Below are 14,761 nucleotides of genomic sequence, written 5' to 3'. Positions count from 1 at the left end.
TGTTGCTGATTGCATTCTAAATTCTAAATTCTGACTCCTGACTCCTGAATTCTGAATTCTGAATTCTTATTTTTAACTCTCAGTCAAAACTGTATAAGCTTCATTCACTAAATGCATTTTTTCTTCGGCTTGTTTTTGTTGTTGCGGTTTCCCCACAAATAAATCTGGATGCCATTTTTTTACTAAAGTTCGATAAGCTTGCTTAATCTCACTTAAAGGAGCATTGGGTTGTAATCCTAAAATGCTGTAGGCACGATTAATTTTATCTTTTTGCATCTGAGTTTTGGGGGAATTTGGTGCTTTATTATTTTGAGTTGTATTTTGCTGTTTGTTAGTTTGAGAACCAGGCGATCGCATTTCTGCTTTCATGCGTGCTATTTCCTGATCGAGTTCCCAATTATGGAATTTCGCGTCTATTTCTTCTGGACGTGGAGAAGTAGAATTTTCCAGTGGTGGAGAAACTTGCTGACGAGGAGATTCTACTTTTTTCTGGGTATTTTTAGCAGTCTTTTCCTGTGCTACTTCTTCCGAACGTGGAGAAGCAGAAGTCTTCGGTGCTGTAGAAACTTGCTGACGAGGAGATTCTACTTTTTTCTGGGTATTTTTAGCAGTATTTTTCTGTGCTTCGGGATAAATTTTAAATTTTTCTGGCTGTGGCAAATATCGAGTATTTATAGTTTTGGATTTCGGTATTTCTTGATAAGGTTGATAATTGACAGTAATTTTTGCTTTTTCTAACTCTTGCAGTAGTTCATTAAAAATATTTTGGAACCGCTGTAAATCTTGGCGCTTATTCGCAATTTCTAACGGCTCTTGACTGACTTCCAAGTAAATTACTTTTTCGGCTTTCCGGTCGTATGCAGCCAAAATTGATAATCCTTGACTACTAAAACTAGACAAATAATCTTCTGTTGCAGATATACAAACTTTGGCAACTTCCTGATGATAAGATTCATTGGCTGATTTTCCTTCTTGTTCTTGAATATTCTTATTTAATAAATAAGAAATACTCCCAACCACAGCAGCACCGACAGGCCCGCCTAACAACCAACCAATACCACCGCCAACTGCGATGGAACCAGTTTCACTCAAATCACTGTGATTATTCGGCTTGGGAGGTAATACGATTTGGGGTTCGCTAGGAAAGGGAATTAATAAATCTTCTGGTCTTTGTGCTTGGAAAAATTCGTAAGCTTGGTAAAGCCATTTCACCGTCGCTAGTTGCAATTGATTTAGGTCTTTTTTCAGAGTATTTGTTTGCCAAGATTTAAAGTTATTTTCTGCCAGTGCAACTGCGGCGTCAGCTTGATATTTTGCCAGTAGTTTTGGCAAACTTAACCAATCGCCTAATTCAGAAATACTAGTAGCGAAGCCTTGTTTAATTAAGTTAGCAGCTTTGTCTTTGATTTCGATTTTGGCATTGTGTTTGTCAACAATTGATTTTACTTCATTATAAATGGGGTCAATTTTGGCTTTTAATGATTGTTGAATTTGAGTAGCGATCGCTTCTACTCTTGGCAAACGTACACTACCACGATTTTGTTGTAAAATGCCCACAATATTCTGTAAAGCTGTTTCAAAAGCCACCAAACCGCTACTATTAGCTTCTGCGACATCGCCTTTTAATCTAGCTCGTAAGGCGGGTAAAGCATCAACACGATATAAATTACTAAAACCTGGAGGTAAGTCAGCTCGAAAACTTTCCGCAACGAATACCAAGCGATTTTGGACTTGTTTTTGTTCTTCAGGTTCGAGTAAATTAATAAAATTGGCAACAAAAATAACTGTCTTAATCCCACGATCTAATAGCCAATCTCGCAAATTCTCTCGTTCGCCCAAAGTCATTAACTTGCGTGCATCTAATAATTGAACAACCAAATCTGCACTTAAAAGTTGTTCTCGTACTAAACTATCTTGTTCTTCGCGATCGTTAGTTCCCGGTAAATCGAGAAATTCTACACCCGTTTCTAAAAAGGGATGCGGACAAAAAACTTCTACAGATGCTACATCTTTTCGCATCTGCCTATTACCATCAAGAATAGCAAATTGTTGTAAAATTTCCGTTCCACTGCGGTAGATTTCTGTACCATCTACCAACATAATGCGAGTCCGCACATCAGAACCATACTTAACAGTAATTGCTGCACCTGTAGTCGGAATTAAATCAATTGGTAACGTGCGATTCCCCAACATGGCATTTAAAAGAGTAGATTTACCATGATTAAAAGGGCCAAATACCGCAATCCGAAAACTAGGATTAATTAAATAATTACAAATAGAAGTTACATCTTGATTGAATTGCGATTTCCGTTCTAAATTTAATAATGCAGATGCAGATTTGAGAGAATCTACTAATTTTCCATACTGTTGTTGCATAGCTACTTCATTCCAGATTTCAAAATATATTTTAAATTAAATACTCTATTACAAAAACTCCTCTCTTCCTCTCTGCGCCTCCGCGTCTCTGCGTGAATTTAGCATATTAGTAACCACAGATAAACTAATCGGGTTTATCTGTGGTTCTATTCTTTACTTGTTGAGTTATGAATTTTTTTTCAACGAACCACAGAGAACGCAGAGAGCGCAGAGAAAAGAAATTGAGGTTTTCACAAATGTGAGTATTCCTATACTTTAGCTATAGTAAGCTAACAAATTGCTATAAGCAGCCTCAATTTTTTGTAACTGCGCTATTACATCTTCTTGTAAGGTTTTTAACCTCTTAAACTCACTTTCACGATTAATCTCGCGGGTTTCTTTTTGCTTAACTAAATTATCTAATTCAGATTTACGAGAAACAATATCATCGTTAATCCTCTTGCTCACTTCTCGTTCGTAAGCATCAAAACACTCTTTCACCGCATCGTATACAACTTGAGATTGCTCGTGCGCTATTTGAGGTAGGTGTTTAACTAACTCTTTTTTAGCCGTTTTTACTAACTCTTTACGCGCTTGATCTGCTTGTAAAAAGCCTACTCCCAAACCTAGCAGTGCAAATCCAATAGGCCCAAGAAAAACACCAGTTACCGCCGTAATTATCCCACCAATACCAATTACAGTGAAGTAGTTTAACAAGATATTTTTCCAATCAAATCCACTTCCGGCTAGTGCGACACCAGCAAGATTTCCCTTAGACAGGGATAACAATCCCATTGCCCATTTTGCCCAAGCGGGGGAGTTATCATCTTCACTAGCTATAGTGGCATTTACTTTGATATTTTGTCCGGTGATTTTTTCGGCGATCTTGTCTGTTACTTGACTATAAGATGCGCCATATTGTGCAGCACTGCGAGAAAGTTCTTTAAAAGCGGCATTGATATCTTTTTCAGCAGTTAATGTCCAAGCAGCAGATTTGTCAGTAATATATTGTTCAAAGGCTTTTTGCAGTGCGGTGTTAAAAGCTTCACGTTTTCCGCTACTCAGAAAATCAAACAAGTTTAATTCTGGTTGATAACGCAAAAAATCGTTTTCAAAGGTATTACCTAAGTTTAAAACGTAGCTGCGGAAGGATTCAGAAATTGTTCTTGCTTGAGTATCTCTGGTGTTGAGAATTTCTTTTTGGAATTGATCGCGAATTGTCGTGAGTTTGTTAAACTCTGGTTCTACTGAATCGATACGTTTTTTCAATTCATTTACATCTTGGTCGAGTAATGGTACTCTTCTAGCAACGGCTTCGAGGATGTGATTGACAGCTTGCCTAGATAAAGTTCTGATTTGACGAAGTTCGGCGATCGCTCTTTCTCTGGTAAGAAAAGTATTCAGTGCCCCCATAAACTTAGGAAAGCCAGTCCCGTCTAAATCAGCTTGGGGATTCTTCAGCCGTCGTCTGAGTGCTTGAATTGACGAAAGCTCAAATACACGTTCGTCATAAATATTCTGGCCATCTACGTAGCAATACTCTGCTAAATTCGCTTTAAATACTTGCCGCAACCTGTCTTCAGCTGCTTTTAACTCCTCTTCATCATCGGGATCTATCAATGATTCTCGCAGTTGATCCCAAGCGTTAATTAAGAAGAAAACCGTCAGTCCTCTACCTTTAATGTAATTTTCTAAATAGCGACGTTCGCCCAAGGTACAAGGTTGAGAAGCTCTCATCACGAACAAAATTGCATGGCAATTGTTCACATAATTCAAAGATAATTCATTTCGCGCTTCTGTATCATTTAAACCTGGGCTATCAACAATTTCAATTCCCTTTTCTAGTAACGTTAAAGGATATTCCACTACTGCATAATCAACATCAGGAAAGGCTTGCTTTTTCTCCTGTTCTAATTTTTTAGCTTCAGCCGGATCGATGGTATATTTATGTTTAAAACTTTGAAAATCCAAATCTTGTGGACTTTTACCATCATTAAAATGAATAGTAACTCTCTTTTCTGGGCCATAGCGTAAAACTGTTAATACTGCGGTACAAGGATTAACGTCGCTCGGTAATAAGTTTTCTCCAATTAAAGCATTAAGAAACGTACTTTTTCCCCGTTTCATATCGCCCAACACCAACAGGCGAAATACACCTTGGCGGAGATTTTTACTAGCTACTGTAATATCTTCAATATCTCGCTCTAAACTGAGTTTTCCTGATGACGAATCCCCAGCTAATTCAGCTTGATTAATAATTTCAACAAGTTTACTCAAACACACAGAAATTTCCGATCGCACTTGAGCAACGCGCTCTAAATCTTTGATAAAATTGTCAGTTGCTACTCGATCGCTCATAATAGTTACACCTGAATTAAGAATTGGTTTTTTTGGATTCAAAAAATAATTTGGAAGACATCCACCCCAGTGCAGCAACAATAATAAACCCAGCTAGCACTGAGGCTATTCTCACTGCAACTAACGCTACTACGCCAAGGGCAAACAACTTTCCACCTAAAATTAGTTTTTTCATCCAAGGTTTGGGAGAATTTTCTGCCTGATGCTTAACAGTTTGATGGAAAGGTGCATCAGCAGTATGAATTTTAGCTTCCATTTCTCGAAGTCGCAATTCAACTTCTCGTTCTCGTAATATACGTTCTCGTTGTTCAAGTTCTTTATGGCGATCGCTTTCAGATGTCATCAGTATCCACTCCCTCTCAGGGATTTGCAACTAAAAAAATATCCCATTGCTGTGTAGGCATGGGGCAGGAAGTACGGGAAGAGGGAGACAGAATAAGTAAATTGGATAATTTATTTTCTGAAATCTCTCAGACAGAAAAAAGATATCAGCATTTACTCATTAATTAAAATCTATAATAAATTTAAAGAATATTTAAAAATATCAGTAAATTTACATTTTAATTTTCATTGCTGACTCAATTTTAGCTGGAGTTAAATTCCACAAAATGCACCTGCTTTCCAGAACCAAAGCGAAGGGTCTAAATACTAAGGTGTCGTAGTCTGTGTAGAAGCCGATTTTGAGTCTGCGCTCGATTTTATCCGTGTAATGGTGGCTTTACGAATGCGATCGCTTTTGCGTACTCCGCCTATCATCTCGTATTCTCGACTGTTTTTGCCATACCTCGATGCAACTCCATTAACCAAGCGTTCTGACGTTTCGCAAATGATTTTTTCAAGGGTTTCTATTTCTTCCTTTGTTGTGTCAATGTCAGTTAGCATCATATTATACTGGTCAATCTTGTTGCGGAGTTGCCCATTTAATTCGGTTAGATACTTTAAACTGATGGAATCACCAAAATCAAGGTTAGAATCAACCGATTTAAATCCGATTACTCTCTGTTCGGCTTTTTCTAGCACGTTAGAGCTTCTTTTTTTGCGGTACATCAATGTACACTTTTTACTAAACTTATCTTTCTAGAGTGTCTCAATGGGACAATGTAGCGGTTCAGTAAAACTTACAAAAATAATATACTTTTTTTTGCATTATTTTTTTAAAAAACCAGTAATTATACGCTTATAGAGAATAAATAGTTGAGAACAGACTTATGTTGTGAACCAACGGACTTGCGTTGTGAACCAATGAACTTGTGTTGTGAACCAATGAACTTGTGTTGTGAACCAATGGACTTGTGTTGTGAACCAATGAACTTGTGTTGTGAACCAATGAACTTGTGTTGTGAACCAATGGACTTGTGTTGTGAACCAACGAACTTGTGTTGTGAACGAATGAACTTGTCCACTTGATTACTTATTCAACCCGAAGAAGCCCACCCCTTGCTAAAACTACGGTGTACATACAAGTCTGAAATAGCTGATTAACCAAGGTTTTACCCCACCCTAACCCTAACGCCACTTGCTTCTCCTGTCGGAGACGCTGCGCGAACAAGTCGGCAGAGCCGCCCAACGCAGTGGCTCCCCCTTGTCAAGGGGAGGGAACTGGATTTCTTGTTTCCCCTCTTGACAAGGGGGGATTAAGGGGGGTAGTTCAACTTGTGTGTACACCGTAGGTTAAAGGATTATTTATCACCTGAAGCTTACAAAAATGACTTTGAGCGATTTGATAATTGCTACGAAGTTATCTGGAAGTGCGCCCAAAGTATGCCCTACCCAGATTTTTATCAAGCTTGGCATCAACAAGAGAAAGTGAAAGATGGAGAGTAGGAAAGAAAAATACTTCCTCCAGCCAAAACATAAGCGAAATGTGGAAACAGCAATCTCTTGTAAAGACGCTATTCATCGCATCTCGTAAGCGTCTCGTAAATCTATCGCGCCCGATATTTCCACAATCCAGGAAATGCGATCGCCCCTAATAAAACAGATATTGTAAACAGAATGGAAATGCGTAGATAGCCCGCCGCAGGCATCGCTCTTTTGATTGCTGCGATGTAGAGACGCTTGCAGAGTAACAACAACCTCACAAAAAAGCGATCGTATATCAACAGCAAAGCTAAACTCCTTAATAAGGCTTAGGGTAGATACCGATTCATCTTTATCCAATCTTGAGTTGAGCCGACATTCGGATTTTCACTGGGGTTATTTGTACCATATATTTGTCCTTGACGATTTATCCAATAGTAGTTGTAGTCTGTTGGTAGCTCGACGATTGGATAACCGTAAGGGTTTGTCCAAGTTGTTACATTGCCCAAGTTCTCGCGAAACTGGAAGTTTTGACGGTCTATAGACTCACCTCGTTGGCGGTTCACCTCGTCCCATGTACGCGCAGACCATTCGCGGTATTCCCTCTGCCTCTGCCCTTCGGCGATCGAAATATCTATATTTTGCGCCATAATTCCTTGCATTCCGAAGGCTGCTCCATTTGTTGCCGCAACTTGACATGCTACCTGTGGCAACCATGAAGCATAATTAGCCCACTGCGATTGGTGGGATGCTGCACAATTCATCACCATCGTACACAGGTTATAACTATATGCTACGCTGCACTTGGCTATTCCTTGACAGGGTATACCATTGTATATGTACGTGCAATCAAACTCATAAGCAACCGAACATCCAGCGATCGGTTGAGCTTGGCGAGGCTGACCCAAGAGCAATTGGTAGGGCTGCATTGCCAACAGCTTCTCGTAAACAAACTGCCAAGGGTTGTAGTTTACTGGCAGTCCAGAATTCCCTACCATAATCGTCAAAGCAGTATTGTCTGGGGAAAACAGGACAACGGCAAATTGGCCATCCTCAACCACTCGCCAACCACTTGGCAATACATAGTTGAAGAAATTTCCGTGCTGGATTGACAACGAACCAGTAGTAGAAGCTTGAGAGGAAAAAGAAGACTGATTATAGTTGTACATTTAGCTTTGGAGCAAACATTGAGATTAATACTGGATACATCTTGAGTATGGGATTTTACGCACTGGTTTGCAACTTTTATGGTTATTTCTGGTAATGTGTCAATCATGCCACCGCTATAAGCCAAAATTTTTATAGAAGAAACAGAACAAAACATAGGTAGAGTCAAATGGACATTAAAGATGGCTTCGTCGGCGCTGTTGGCAACACACCTCTGATTCGCTTAAACAGCTTTAGTGAAGAAACAGGGTGCGAAATCCTTGGTAAAGCAGAATTTCTCAATCCTGGCGGTTCCGTCAAAGACCGCGCCGCACTTTACATCATCCAAGACGCAGAAGAGAAAGGTTTACTCAAACCCGGTGGTACGGTTGTCGAAGGAACCGCTGGTAATACCGGCATTGGACTAGCGCATATTTGCAACGCCAAAGGCTACAAATGCCTAATTATCATCCCCGATACCCAATCACAAGAAAAGATAGACGCACTGACAGCCTTGGGAGCAGAAGTCCGTCCCGTCCCGGCTGTACCCTACAAAGACCCCAACAACTACGTCAAGCTATCTGGTAGAGTAGCCGCGGAATTAGAAAACGCCATTTGGGCAAATCAGTTTGATAATTTAGCCAACCGCCGCGCCCACTACGAAACCACAGCCCCAGAAATTTGGAAACAGACAGATGGTAAAATAGATGCATGGACAGCTGCAACTGGTACTGGTGGTACTTTTGCTGGTGTAGCGATGTACTTAAAAGAACAAAATCCTGCCATTCAATGCGTTGTTGCTGACCCCCTGGGTAGTGCGCTTTATAGCTATGTCAAAACCGGCGAAATCAAAATAGAAGGAAACTCCATCACCGAGGGCATCGGTAATGGTCGCGTTACAGCCAATATGGAAGGCGCACCTGCCGATGACGCCATCCAAATTGATGACCAAGAAGCTTTGAGAGTAGTTTACCAACTACTCAGAAAAGATGGCTTATTAATGGGCGGTTCAACGGGTATTAATGTTGCGGCTGCTGTTGCCTTAGCCAAGCAATTAGGGCCGGGACATACCATTGTCACCATATTGTGTGATAGCGGTTCCCGGTATCAATCGCGGATATTCAACTCTGAATGGCTAGCCTCAAAAGGACTTTCAGTAGATTAGTCATTAGTCATTAGTCATTAGTCATTAGTCATTAGTTATTAGCTTCTGGCTTTTGAGAAACGACAAACAACAAATGACCAATGACCAAGGACAAATGACCAATGACCAAGGACAAATGACAAACATCACTCAATCATCAGATTTCTGTGCAATAGACCAACCCTCTTCTCCTAGATGTGTGCGGGTTTGTCAAAATCGCACTTGTAAAAAGCAAGGCGCTGCGAAAGTCTTAGCGGCTTTGACAGCTTTACCAATTCCTGGGGTAACGGTAACAAGTAGCAGCTGTTTGGGACAATGTGGCAATGGGCCGATGGTGCTGGTATTACCCGATATTGTCTGGTACAGCGGCGTTCAGCCCGATGAAGTATCTCTACTGGTAGAACAGCATTTATTAGGTGGCCAAAGAGTCAAACAGATGCTCTATCATCGATTTCATTCCTAAAAATAAAGTCTGCACTCTTGTTAACTGCCAATTTTAGATTTTAGATTGCTGATAGCCCAATATTGGCAAGCCATCAAGCCTCTTTTACGCCTCCAGCCCTACCAGCCAACAGGTAGGGTCAATCGAAAATCGTTCGACTGAGCCTAGTCGAAGTCTAAAATTCCCAATCCAAAATTGTTTGACCTAAGTGAGGCATTCGATGAATATCCAGCAACTGCGTCAATCCTTAAAACAGAAATGGTTGAGTTACTACGAGCAAAATAGCTCTTGGCTAGTCAAAATGCGAGTTTGGGCTACTTACGATGACCTGCGGCGTCCTTCGTCCGGTTTTATTTTGGCAACGCTGTCTGTTTTGGAACCGCAGTTTGATGAGATACTTGATTTTATAATGCAATTAAGTAATAATCCGGATAAAATAGTCGCGGCTTTGGGTCTCAACTTTAATCCCGATCAAGAGTTACGTCTCATAAAATCAGCAACCAAAGTTGAAAGTGAGCCGTTACAAGATAAACTTTCTCACGAAAACAAAGCTGTTCCATTAGTTTTAAATACTACCAACAAGACGCTACAGTCTGATTTACCACGCTTACAGCAACCTGTAACATCATTTATAGATAGCACTGAACTAGATCTTACAGACAAATCTGGGACATTAGTTGCAGTTATTACTAAGATTCCTCCTAATACTTCCATAAAGACGCTGCATTCAGCTAAGCCAGACTCCGGTTTACTTAGGGAAGATAAGCCAGTAAAATCACCTCTCGATCGCTTTTCTGCAACAGCAACACTGACCATAGCCTCTCAAGTCAACAGCAAAGCCAAAACTATGCCATCTGCGGCATTGGGTACTCAAGTTTCTAGCCACAGCAAACCAGTACGTTCGCTAGCAATTACTAGGGAGACTTCTAGTAATGGTAAACAAGTGCGATCGCTAGCAATTACTACCGAAGCCCCCAAAAATACTCAGCATGTCAATACATTGTCACAAGAAGTTAAAACCAAACTGAATGTATTACGAAGCACCAACGCCCGTAGTGTAGCTTCTTGGGTAGATGAATTTTGCCAAGGTACTAGATGCGATCGCCCAGAAGATATTTTTATCAATAAGAATTCAGAACTCAGGAGTCAGAATTCAGTAGGAATTGAAATCTGAATCTTCGCTAAAAATAGAGACGTTGCATTGCAACGTCTCTACAGGACGGATAATTCTTGATATTTCGTTGATTTGGATAATTCACATCAGACTGAATTCTTCTTTTATGGGTATTCGTGAGAAACAAATGGGATTTCTACTATTTCACCTTCAGTTTCTCCGACTTTAACTTTCAATCCCGCGCCACCAGCTTTGGTGCGGATGTAAGCTAATCCAAAATAACCATCAGGAGTTTCTGTATAACTAGTAAGTTTACCGACCTTTTCATCTCCAATGGCGATCGCACTGCCAATTTCCGCAGCACTACTGAGTTTAACACCAAATAAGTGCTGCTTTACACCTTTATACGTGTTTAATCGAGCAATAGTTTCTTGCCCAATATAGCAACCTTTGTCAAAAGAAATCGTCTGCCATAAACCAACTTCCAGGGGATTGTAATCATCGGTGAGTTCTGCGTCTGGAGTGGGGCGTCCTTGTAAGATTCGTAACATATCCCAAGCGCGATCGCTCATCTCTACTACTCCAGCTTCTAACAGTTTTTCCCACACTGTCGCTTTGTCAGTGTAGGGAAAAGTCAAAGTGTAGCCGGGAATAGCTAATCCACTGCCTACAGCAACTCGCACTCCCTGAGCATTACCAATGGTGTATACTTGGTGACTACCGTAAGGCTGACCGATGAGTTCGCCAATACCCAACTTTTCGATTACAGCGTCACTTCCTGGGCCGATCAGGCTGAGGGTGTTGGTAAATTCTGTGATATCAGATAATTCCACCTTGTCAGCGAAGAAAATATATTTGTCCAGCCATTCCATGAGAAACTGGCGGCGGTTAGGCGAAACGAGCAAAATCACCGCATCTTCTCTGACGTAGGCGGTTACTAAATCAATTGTTCTGGCTGTAGAAGTGACGAAAACCGTATCGCAACCTTGTCCTGGCTTGAGTGCGAGGAAATCATTAGTACTTTGGTTATGTAAAAAGCGGAGGCGGTCATCGCCAGACACTTTGATACGTCCCCAGCCAGAGCGATCGCATATTGCAACCCCTTCTCTTGCAGCTTGGATAGCAGCTGCATCTTGATTGTCAATTGTAGATGTTGGCATGATGACGAGTTGCCCTGTTTGAATGTTGTCGCATTGGAAATCTTAGCAAATAAGGGTTTGCAGCTTCAATGCACTTCAGGATTGTTCTATAAAACTCATATTTCAAAAATCAAATATGAGTCCTATATCTTTGCCATTTTCTTACTGAATATTAAACATCAAAGCACAATTTTTTTGTCGCAGTTGCGTATTTATTTTTATGTCATAATTCCATCACATTGCGATAATGTGCTTCAATTTGTGCTACAGTTTCCGATTTACGTTTTGTCTGCCATTGACTGCGGTTAAATAATTCTTGACGCAGTTCATTAACATTAATTGTTGTAAATTTACCATCATTAATAATTTGCTTGCCATTGACCCAAGCACTATGAACAACATTACTAGGACGCCCTAAAACTAATAAGCCGATGGGGTCTGTACGCGGAAGTAATGATAAATTCGTGAGGTCATAAAGTACCAAGTCGGCTTGTTTTCCGACGGTTAAAGAACCTAATCGATCTGCAACATTCAATCCTTTTGCACCTCCTAAGGATGCCATTTCTATTGATTTTCGTGGTGTAATCCAGTGCTGATAATCTAAGTCTGTAACATTATGTAAAATCGAACCAATTTTAATTGCTTCCAACAAATCTTGGGAGTCATTACTAGAGGCGCCATCGCAACCAAAAGTGACATTTACTCCAGCTTGGCGATATTTTAAAATCGGGGCGATGCCGCTGCCTAAACGTAAATTGCTTAAGGGATTATGGACAACTGTAGATTGAGTTTCGGCAAGAATAGCGATATCAGTATCATTTAACCAAACGCAATGGGCAAGAGAAGTTCTATTGCTTAAATAGCCAATTCTTTTCAAATGTTCTACGGCTGTACAACCGTATTTTTCTTGGGCGAGTTTTTCCTGTGCCCTGGTTTCCAGTAAATGGGAATGACGACTAAGATTGTAGCGATCGCTTAATTCAATACACCCTGCAAACAAAGCATCAGTACACAATTGTATCCCCGTTGGCGCAACTAAAATACTCACACCTTCATCTGGGCGATGAAATTTTCTCACCGCCTCTTCGATGATTTCCAATGTTGCCGCAGTTGAACGAAAATAAGGTTCGTGATTTTGTGTTGACTCCCCAGATGGTATGCCTGCGGTGAGAGATTCATCTTGAATTAAAGGGGCAATAAAAGCCCGAATTCCCACTTCTTTGTAAGCGCCAATTGCAACAGCAATAGTTTCTAACTCTTGTCCTGGAATTAATACTAAATGGTCTACTACACTTGTCCCCCCGGAAAGTAAAGTTTCCACTGCCGTTCCCAAAGCACTGAGATATACTTGTTCGGTATCTAGAGGAGCAAAATCATACAGTTCCGCCAACCATAATTCTAAAGGCAAAACTGACATGATTCCCCGTTGCCACATTTCCGAAGAGTGGGTGTGGGCGTTAAAAAAGCCAGGAAGCAGTAACTTATGTTTACCATCTATAGCTGTACCGATTACCTCTAGATTTGGGGCAATGGTAGCGGTTTTACCATCTATAACCCGTACATCTACAGTCGCGTAATCATCAGCAGTAGCAATCAAAACATTTTGGATGGTGAAACTTAACATATTTAACCTTGATTAAGTAATTGGATTCTGGGTTGAGTTTCAAGTTACAAAATAGAAAATGGTATTGGCTATTGCAATTTTATGAATTTACCATTACGGACATTAGGGGTTCCACCAAATGCGTGGACAGTGAATGATACTATTGCAGATATCACCCGTCCGCAAAAGACCCCACAACCCGTTATCTTAGCAACAGAAACAAAAACCCTGCGTCTTGACCTCGCAAAAACGGCTATCCTCGTCATTGATATGCAAAACGACTTCTGTCACCCTGACGGCTGGTTAGCGCATATCGGCGTGGATGTCACTCCAGCCCGCAAGCCCATTGAACCTTTAAAGAACTTACTCCCAGAACTGCGTACTGTTGGTGTGCCAATAATTTGGGTGAATTGGGGGAATCGTCCCGATTTACTCAACATTAGTGCAGCTTCGCTTCACGTCTACAACCCCACAGGCGAAGGCGTGGGCTTAGGCGCTCCCCTACCTAAAAATGGTGCTAAAGTACTCATGGCAGGTAGTTGGGCCGCGGCGGTGGTGGACGAACTACAACCGCTAAGAGAAGATATTTGCGTAGATAAATACCGAATGAGTGGCTTCTGGGATACAGCTTTGGATAGTATCTTGAAGAATCTAGGAAAAACGACACTATTTTTTGCTGGTGTCAACGCTGACCAATGCGTGCTGACTACATTATGCGATGCCAACTTCTTAGGATATGACTGTATACTAGTTAAAGACTGCACCGCCACAACATCACCTGAATATTGTTGGTTGGCGACTTTGTATAACGTCAAACAATGCTTCGGTTTTGTCACAGATTCCCAAGCGATTTTAACAGCATTGAGTGGTGAATAGAGACGCGATTCATCGCGTTTTTATTTAGAGATTAGTAATTTTGTGAATTAGACATACAACTACAGCAATCCGAAATTCTTGGTGAAAGTCTCTCCTATCTCTCCGCGCCTTTGCGCCTCTGCGTGAGATTATTTCCCAAATCTCCATTTACACCCAAATAGGATTAACTCTAACAACTAAATATTCAACACTTGTATCTTTTGTCATCACCATCAACAACTTCGAGGGGATAAATAAATGCACGCTACTCGTTGTGTAATTCCTATTATCAAATCTCCCAAAGATTACCAAGTATATCGCATCAGTCCTAACGACTCTAATCGTTTAGCGATTATTTTCGATTCCACTAATGCAAATACTTCCTTGACTTGCTGCGTAGAAATCTTTGATGTCGGCGGACAAACACCGCCAAATCGCCATCAGTGGGCAGTAGAAATGTTTTTTGTCCTCAAAGGCGAAGCGATCGCCATGTGTGACGGCAAAATTGCTAACATTAAAGCCGGAGATAGTTTATTAGTTCCTCCCACTGGTACGCATTTGATTAAAAATACAGGTTCCACTCGCTTGTATACTTTAACTGTAATGGTGCCGAATGAAGACTTTTCAGAATTAATCCGCAGTGGAATACCAGTAGAGTTAGATGCAGAAGATCTGGCAGTATTAGGGAGATTAGATGCTTTAATGCCTTGTTGAAGCAGAATTGGGCAAAGGGGAAAAGAAAGATCCTTCCTTTTACCTTTTCCCTTTTCCCTTTTACCTTTCCCCAAGGCGTTGCCATCTCCCC

At 40.8% G+C, this 14,761-nt stretch carries 14 protein-coding genes; 6 read left to right on the top strand and 8 right to left on the bottom strand.

What is annotated here, in order from left to right; all coding sequences use genetic code 11:
* Positions 1-72 precede the first annotated feature (72 nt).
* The 4 genes from NSTC745_RS35420 to NSTC745_RS35405 form a co-directional block, all read right to left on the bottom strand.
* A complete protein-coding gene (locus NSTC745_RS35420; RefSeq protein ID WP_445635203.1) occupies positions 73-2,376 on the bottom strand; it encodes a dynamin family protein in 2,304 nt (767 codons plus the stop codon).
* Between the two features lie 255 nt (positions 2,377-2,631).
* Entirely contained in the window at positions 2,632-4,713 is a 2,082-nt protein-coding gene (locus NSTC745_RS35415; protein ID WP_445635202.1) for a dynamin family protein, read from the bottom strand.
* Positions 4,714-4,729: 16 nt separating this feature from the next.
* Positions 4,730-5,056, bottom strand: coding sequence for a DUF3040 domain-containing protein (locus tag NSTC745_RS35410; RefSeq protein WP_445635201.1), 327 nt, complete (start codon positions 5,054-5,056; stop codon positions 4,730-4,732).
* Positions 5,057-5,361: 305 nt separating this feature from the next.
* On the bottom strand, positions 5,362-5,760 hold the full coding sequence (locus tag NSTC745_RS35405; protein ID WP_445635200.1) for a hypothetical protein: 399 nt from the start codon (positions 5,758-5,760) through the stop codon (positions 5,362-5,364).
* 606 nt (positions 5,761-6,366) lie between these two features.
* Here NSTC745_RS35405 and NSTC745_RS35400 point away from each other — a divergent pair.
* On the top strand, positions 6,367-6,537 hold the full coding sequence (locus NSTC745_RS35400; RefSeq protein WP_445635199.1) for a hypothetical protein: 171 nt from the start codon (positions 6,367-6,369) through the stop codon (positions 6,535-6,537).
* 101 nt (positions 6,538-6,638) lie between these two features.
* Here NSTC745_RS35400 and NSTC745_RS35395 read toward each other — a convergent pair whose 3' ends face one another.
* Together NSTC745_RS35395 and NSTC745_RS35390 are read right to left on the bottom strand one after the other, a co-directional pair.
* Positions 6,639-6,821, bottom strand: a complete 183-nt coding sequence (locus NSTC745_RS35395; RefSeq protein ID WP_445635198.1) for a hypothetical protein — start codon at positions 6,819-6,821, stop codon at positions 6,639-6,641.
* A gap of 21 nt (positions 6,822-6,842) precedes the next feature.
* Positions 6,843-7,682: a hypothetical protein gene (locus NSTC745_RS35390; RefSeq protein WP_445635197.1), complete on the bottom strand. Its 840-nt coding sequence runs from the start codon at positions 7,680-7,682 to the stop codon at positions 6,843-6,845.
* 167 nt (positions 7,683-7,849) lie between these two features.
* Between NSTC745_RS35390 and NSTC745_RS35385 the strand changes: the two genes are divergently transcribed.
* The 3 genes from NSTC745_RS35385 to NSTC745_RS35375 all read left to right on the top strand — a co-directional run bounded on the left by NSTC745_RS35385 (position 7,850) and on the right by NSTC745_RS35375 (position 10,419).
* The gene (locus NSTC745_RS35385) at positions 7,850-8,824 is read left to right on the top strand and encodes a cysteine synthase A (protein WP_445635196.1); all 975 of its coding nucleotides are present in this window, start codon (positions 7,850-7,852) and stop codon (positions 8,822-8,824) included.
* A 115-nt stretch (positions 8,825-8,939) separates the two neighbouring features.
* Positions 8,940-9,266, top strand: coding sequence for a (2Fe-2S) ferredoxin domain-containing protein (locus NSTC745_RS35380; RefSeq protein ID WP_445638766.1), 327 nt, complete (start codon positions 8,940-8,942; stop codon positions 9,264-9,266).
* Between the two features lie 199 nt (positions 9,267-9,465).
* On the top strand, positions 9,466-10,419 hold the full coding sequence (locus tag NSTC745_RS35375; RefSeq protein WP_445635195.1) for a DUF5331 domain-containing protein: 954 nt from the start codon (positions 9,466-9,468) through the stop codon (positions 10,417-10,419).
* A gap of 104 nt (positions 10,420-10,523) precedes the next feature.
* On the opposite strand, the gene ygfZ is transcribed toward NSTC745_RS35375, so the two are convergent.
* Both ygfZ and NSTC745_RS35365 read right to left on the bottom strand, forming a co-directional pair.
* On the bottom strand, positions 10,524-11,519 hold the full coding sequence (gene ygfZ / locus NSTC745_RS35370; protein ID WP_445635194.1) for a CAF17-like 4Fe-4S cluster assembly/insertion protein YgfZ: 996 nt from the start codon (positions 11,517-11,519) through the stop codon (positions 10,524-10,526).
* A gap of 202 nt (positions 11,520-11,721) precedes the next feature.
* Complete coding sequence (locus NSTC745_RS35365) at positions 11,722-13,122, bottom strand: amidohydrolase (protein WP_445635193.1); 1,401 nt, start codon at positions 13,120-13,122, stop codon at positions 11,722-11,724.
* Positions 13,123-13,203: 81 nt separating this feature from the next.
* Here NSTC745_RS35365 and NSTC745_RS35360 point away from each other — a divergent pair, with 81 nt between their 5' ends.
* Both NSTC745_RS35360 and NSTC745_RS35355 read left to right on the top strand, forming a co-directional pair.
* A complete protein-coding gene (locus NSTC745_RS35360; RefSeq protein WP_445635192.1) occupies positions 13,204-13,977 on the top strand; it encodes a cysteine hydrolase family protein in 774 nt (257 codons plus the stop codon).
* A 237-nt stretch (positions 13,978-14,214) separates the two neighbouring features.
* Entirely contained in the window at positions 14,215-14,670 is a 456-nt protein-coding gene (locus NSTC745_RS35355; RefSeq protein WP_096537340.1) for a cupin domain-containing protein, read from the top strand.
* Positions 14,671-14,761 lie beyond the last annotated feature (91 nt).

This window comes from Nostoc sp. DSM 114161 (assembly GCF_052692665.1).
The sequence above is the reverse complement of the archived record's forward strand: the minus strand, read 5'-3'. Positions and strand labels throughout refer to the sequence as shown.

Bases quoted from the DNA above. Each gene is read 5' to 3' on its own strand.
- NSTC745_RS35420 (WP_445635203.1), bottom strand. From the start codon at position 2,376: ATGCAACAACAGTATGGAAAATTAGTAGATTCTCTCAAATCTGCATCT.
- NSTC745_RS35415 (WP_445635202.1), bottom strand. From the start codon at position 4,713: ATGAGCGATCGAGTAGCAACTGACAATTTTATCAAAGATTTAGAGCGC.
- NSTC745_RS35410 (WP_445635201.1), bottom strand. From the start codon at position 5,056: ATGACATCTGAAAGCGATCGCCATAAAGAACTTGAACAACGAGAACGT.
- NSTC745_RS35405 (WP_445635200.1), bottom strand. From the start codon at position 5,760: ATGTACCGCAAAAAAAGAAGCTCTAACGTGCTAGAAAAAGCCGAACAG.
- NSTC745_RS35390 (WP_445635197.1), bottom strand. From the start codon at position 7,682: ATGTACAACTATAATCAGTCTTCTTTTTCCTCTCAAGCTTCTACTACT.
- NSTC745_RS35385 (WP_445635196.1), top strand. From the start codon at position 7,850: ATGGACATTAAAGATGGCTTCGTCGGCGCTGTTGGCAACACACCTCTG.
- NSTC745_RS35380 (WP_445638766.1), top strand. From the start codon at position 8,940: ATGACAAACATCACTCAATCATCAGATTTCTGTGCAATAGACCAACCC.
- NSTC745_RS35375 (WP_445635195.1), top strand. From the start codon at position 9,466: ATGAATATCCAGCAACTGCGTCAATCCTTAAAACAGAAATGGTTGAGT.
- ygfZ (WP_445635194.1), bottom strand. From the start codon at position 11,519: ATGCCAACATCTACAATTGACAATCAAGATGCAGCTGCTATCCAAGCT.
- NSTC745_RS35365 (WP_445635193.1), bottom strand. From the start codon at position 13,122: ATGTTAAGTTTCACCATCCAAAATGTTTTGATTGCTACTGCTGATGAT.
- NSTC745_RS35360 (WP_445635192.1), top strand. From the start codon at position 13,204: ATGAATTTACCATTACGGACATTAGGGGTTCCACCAAATGCGTGGACA.
- NSTC745_RS35355 (WP_096537340.1), top strand. From the start codon at position 14,215: ATGCACGCTACTCGTTGTGTAATTCCTATTATCAAATCTCCCAAAGAT.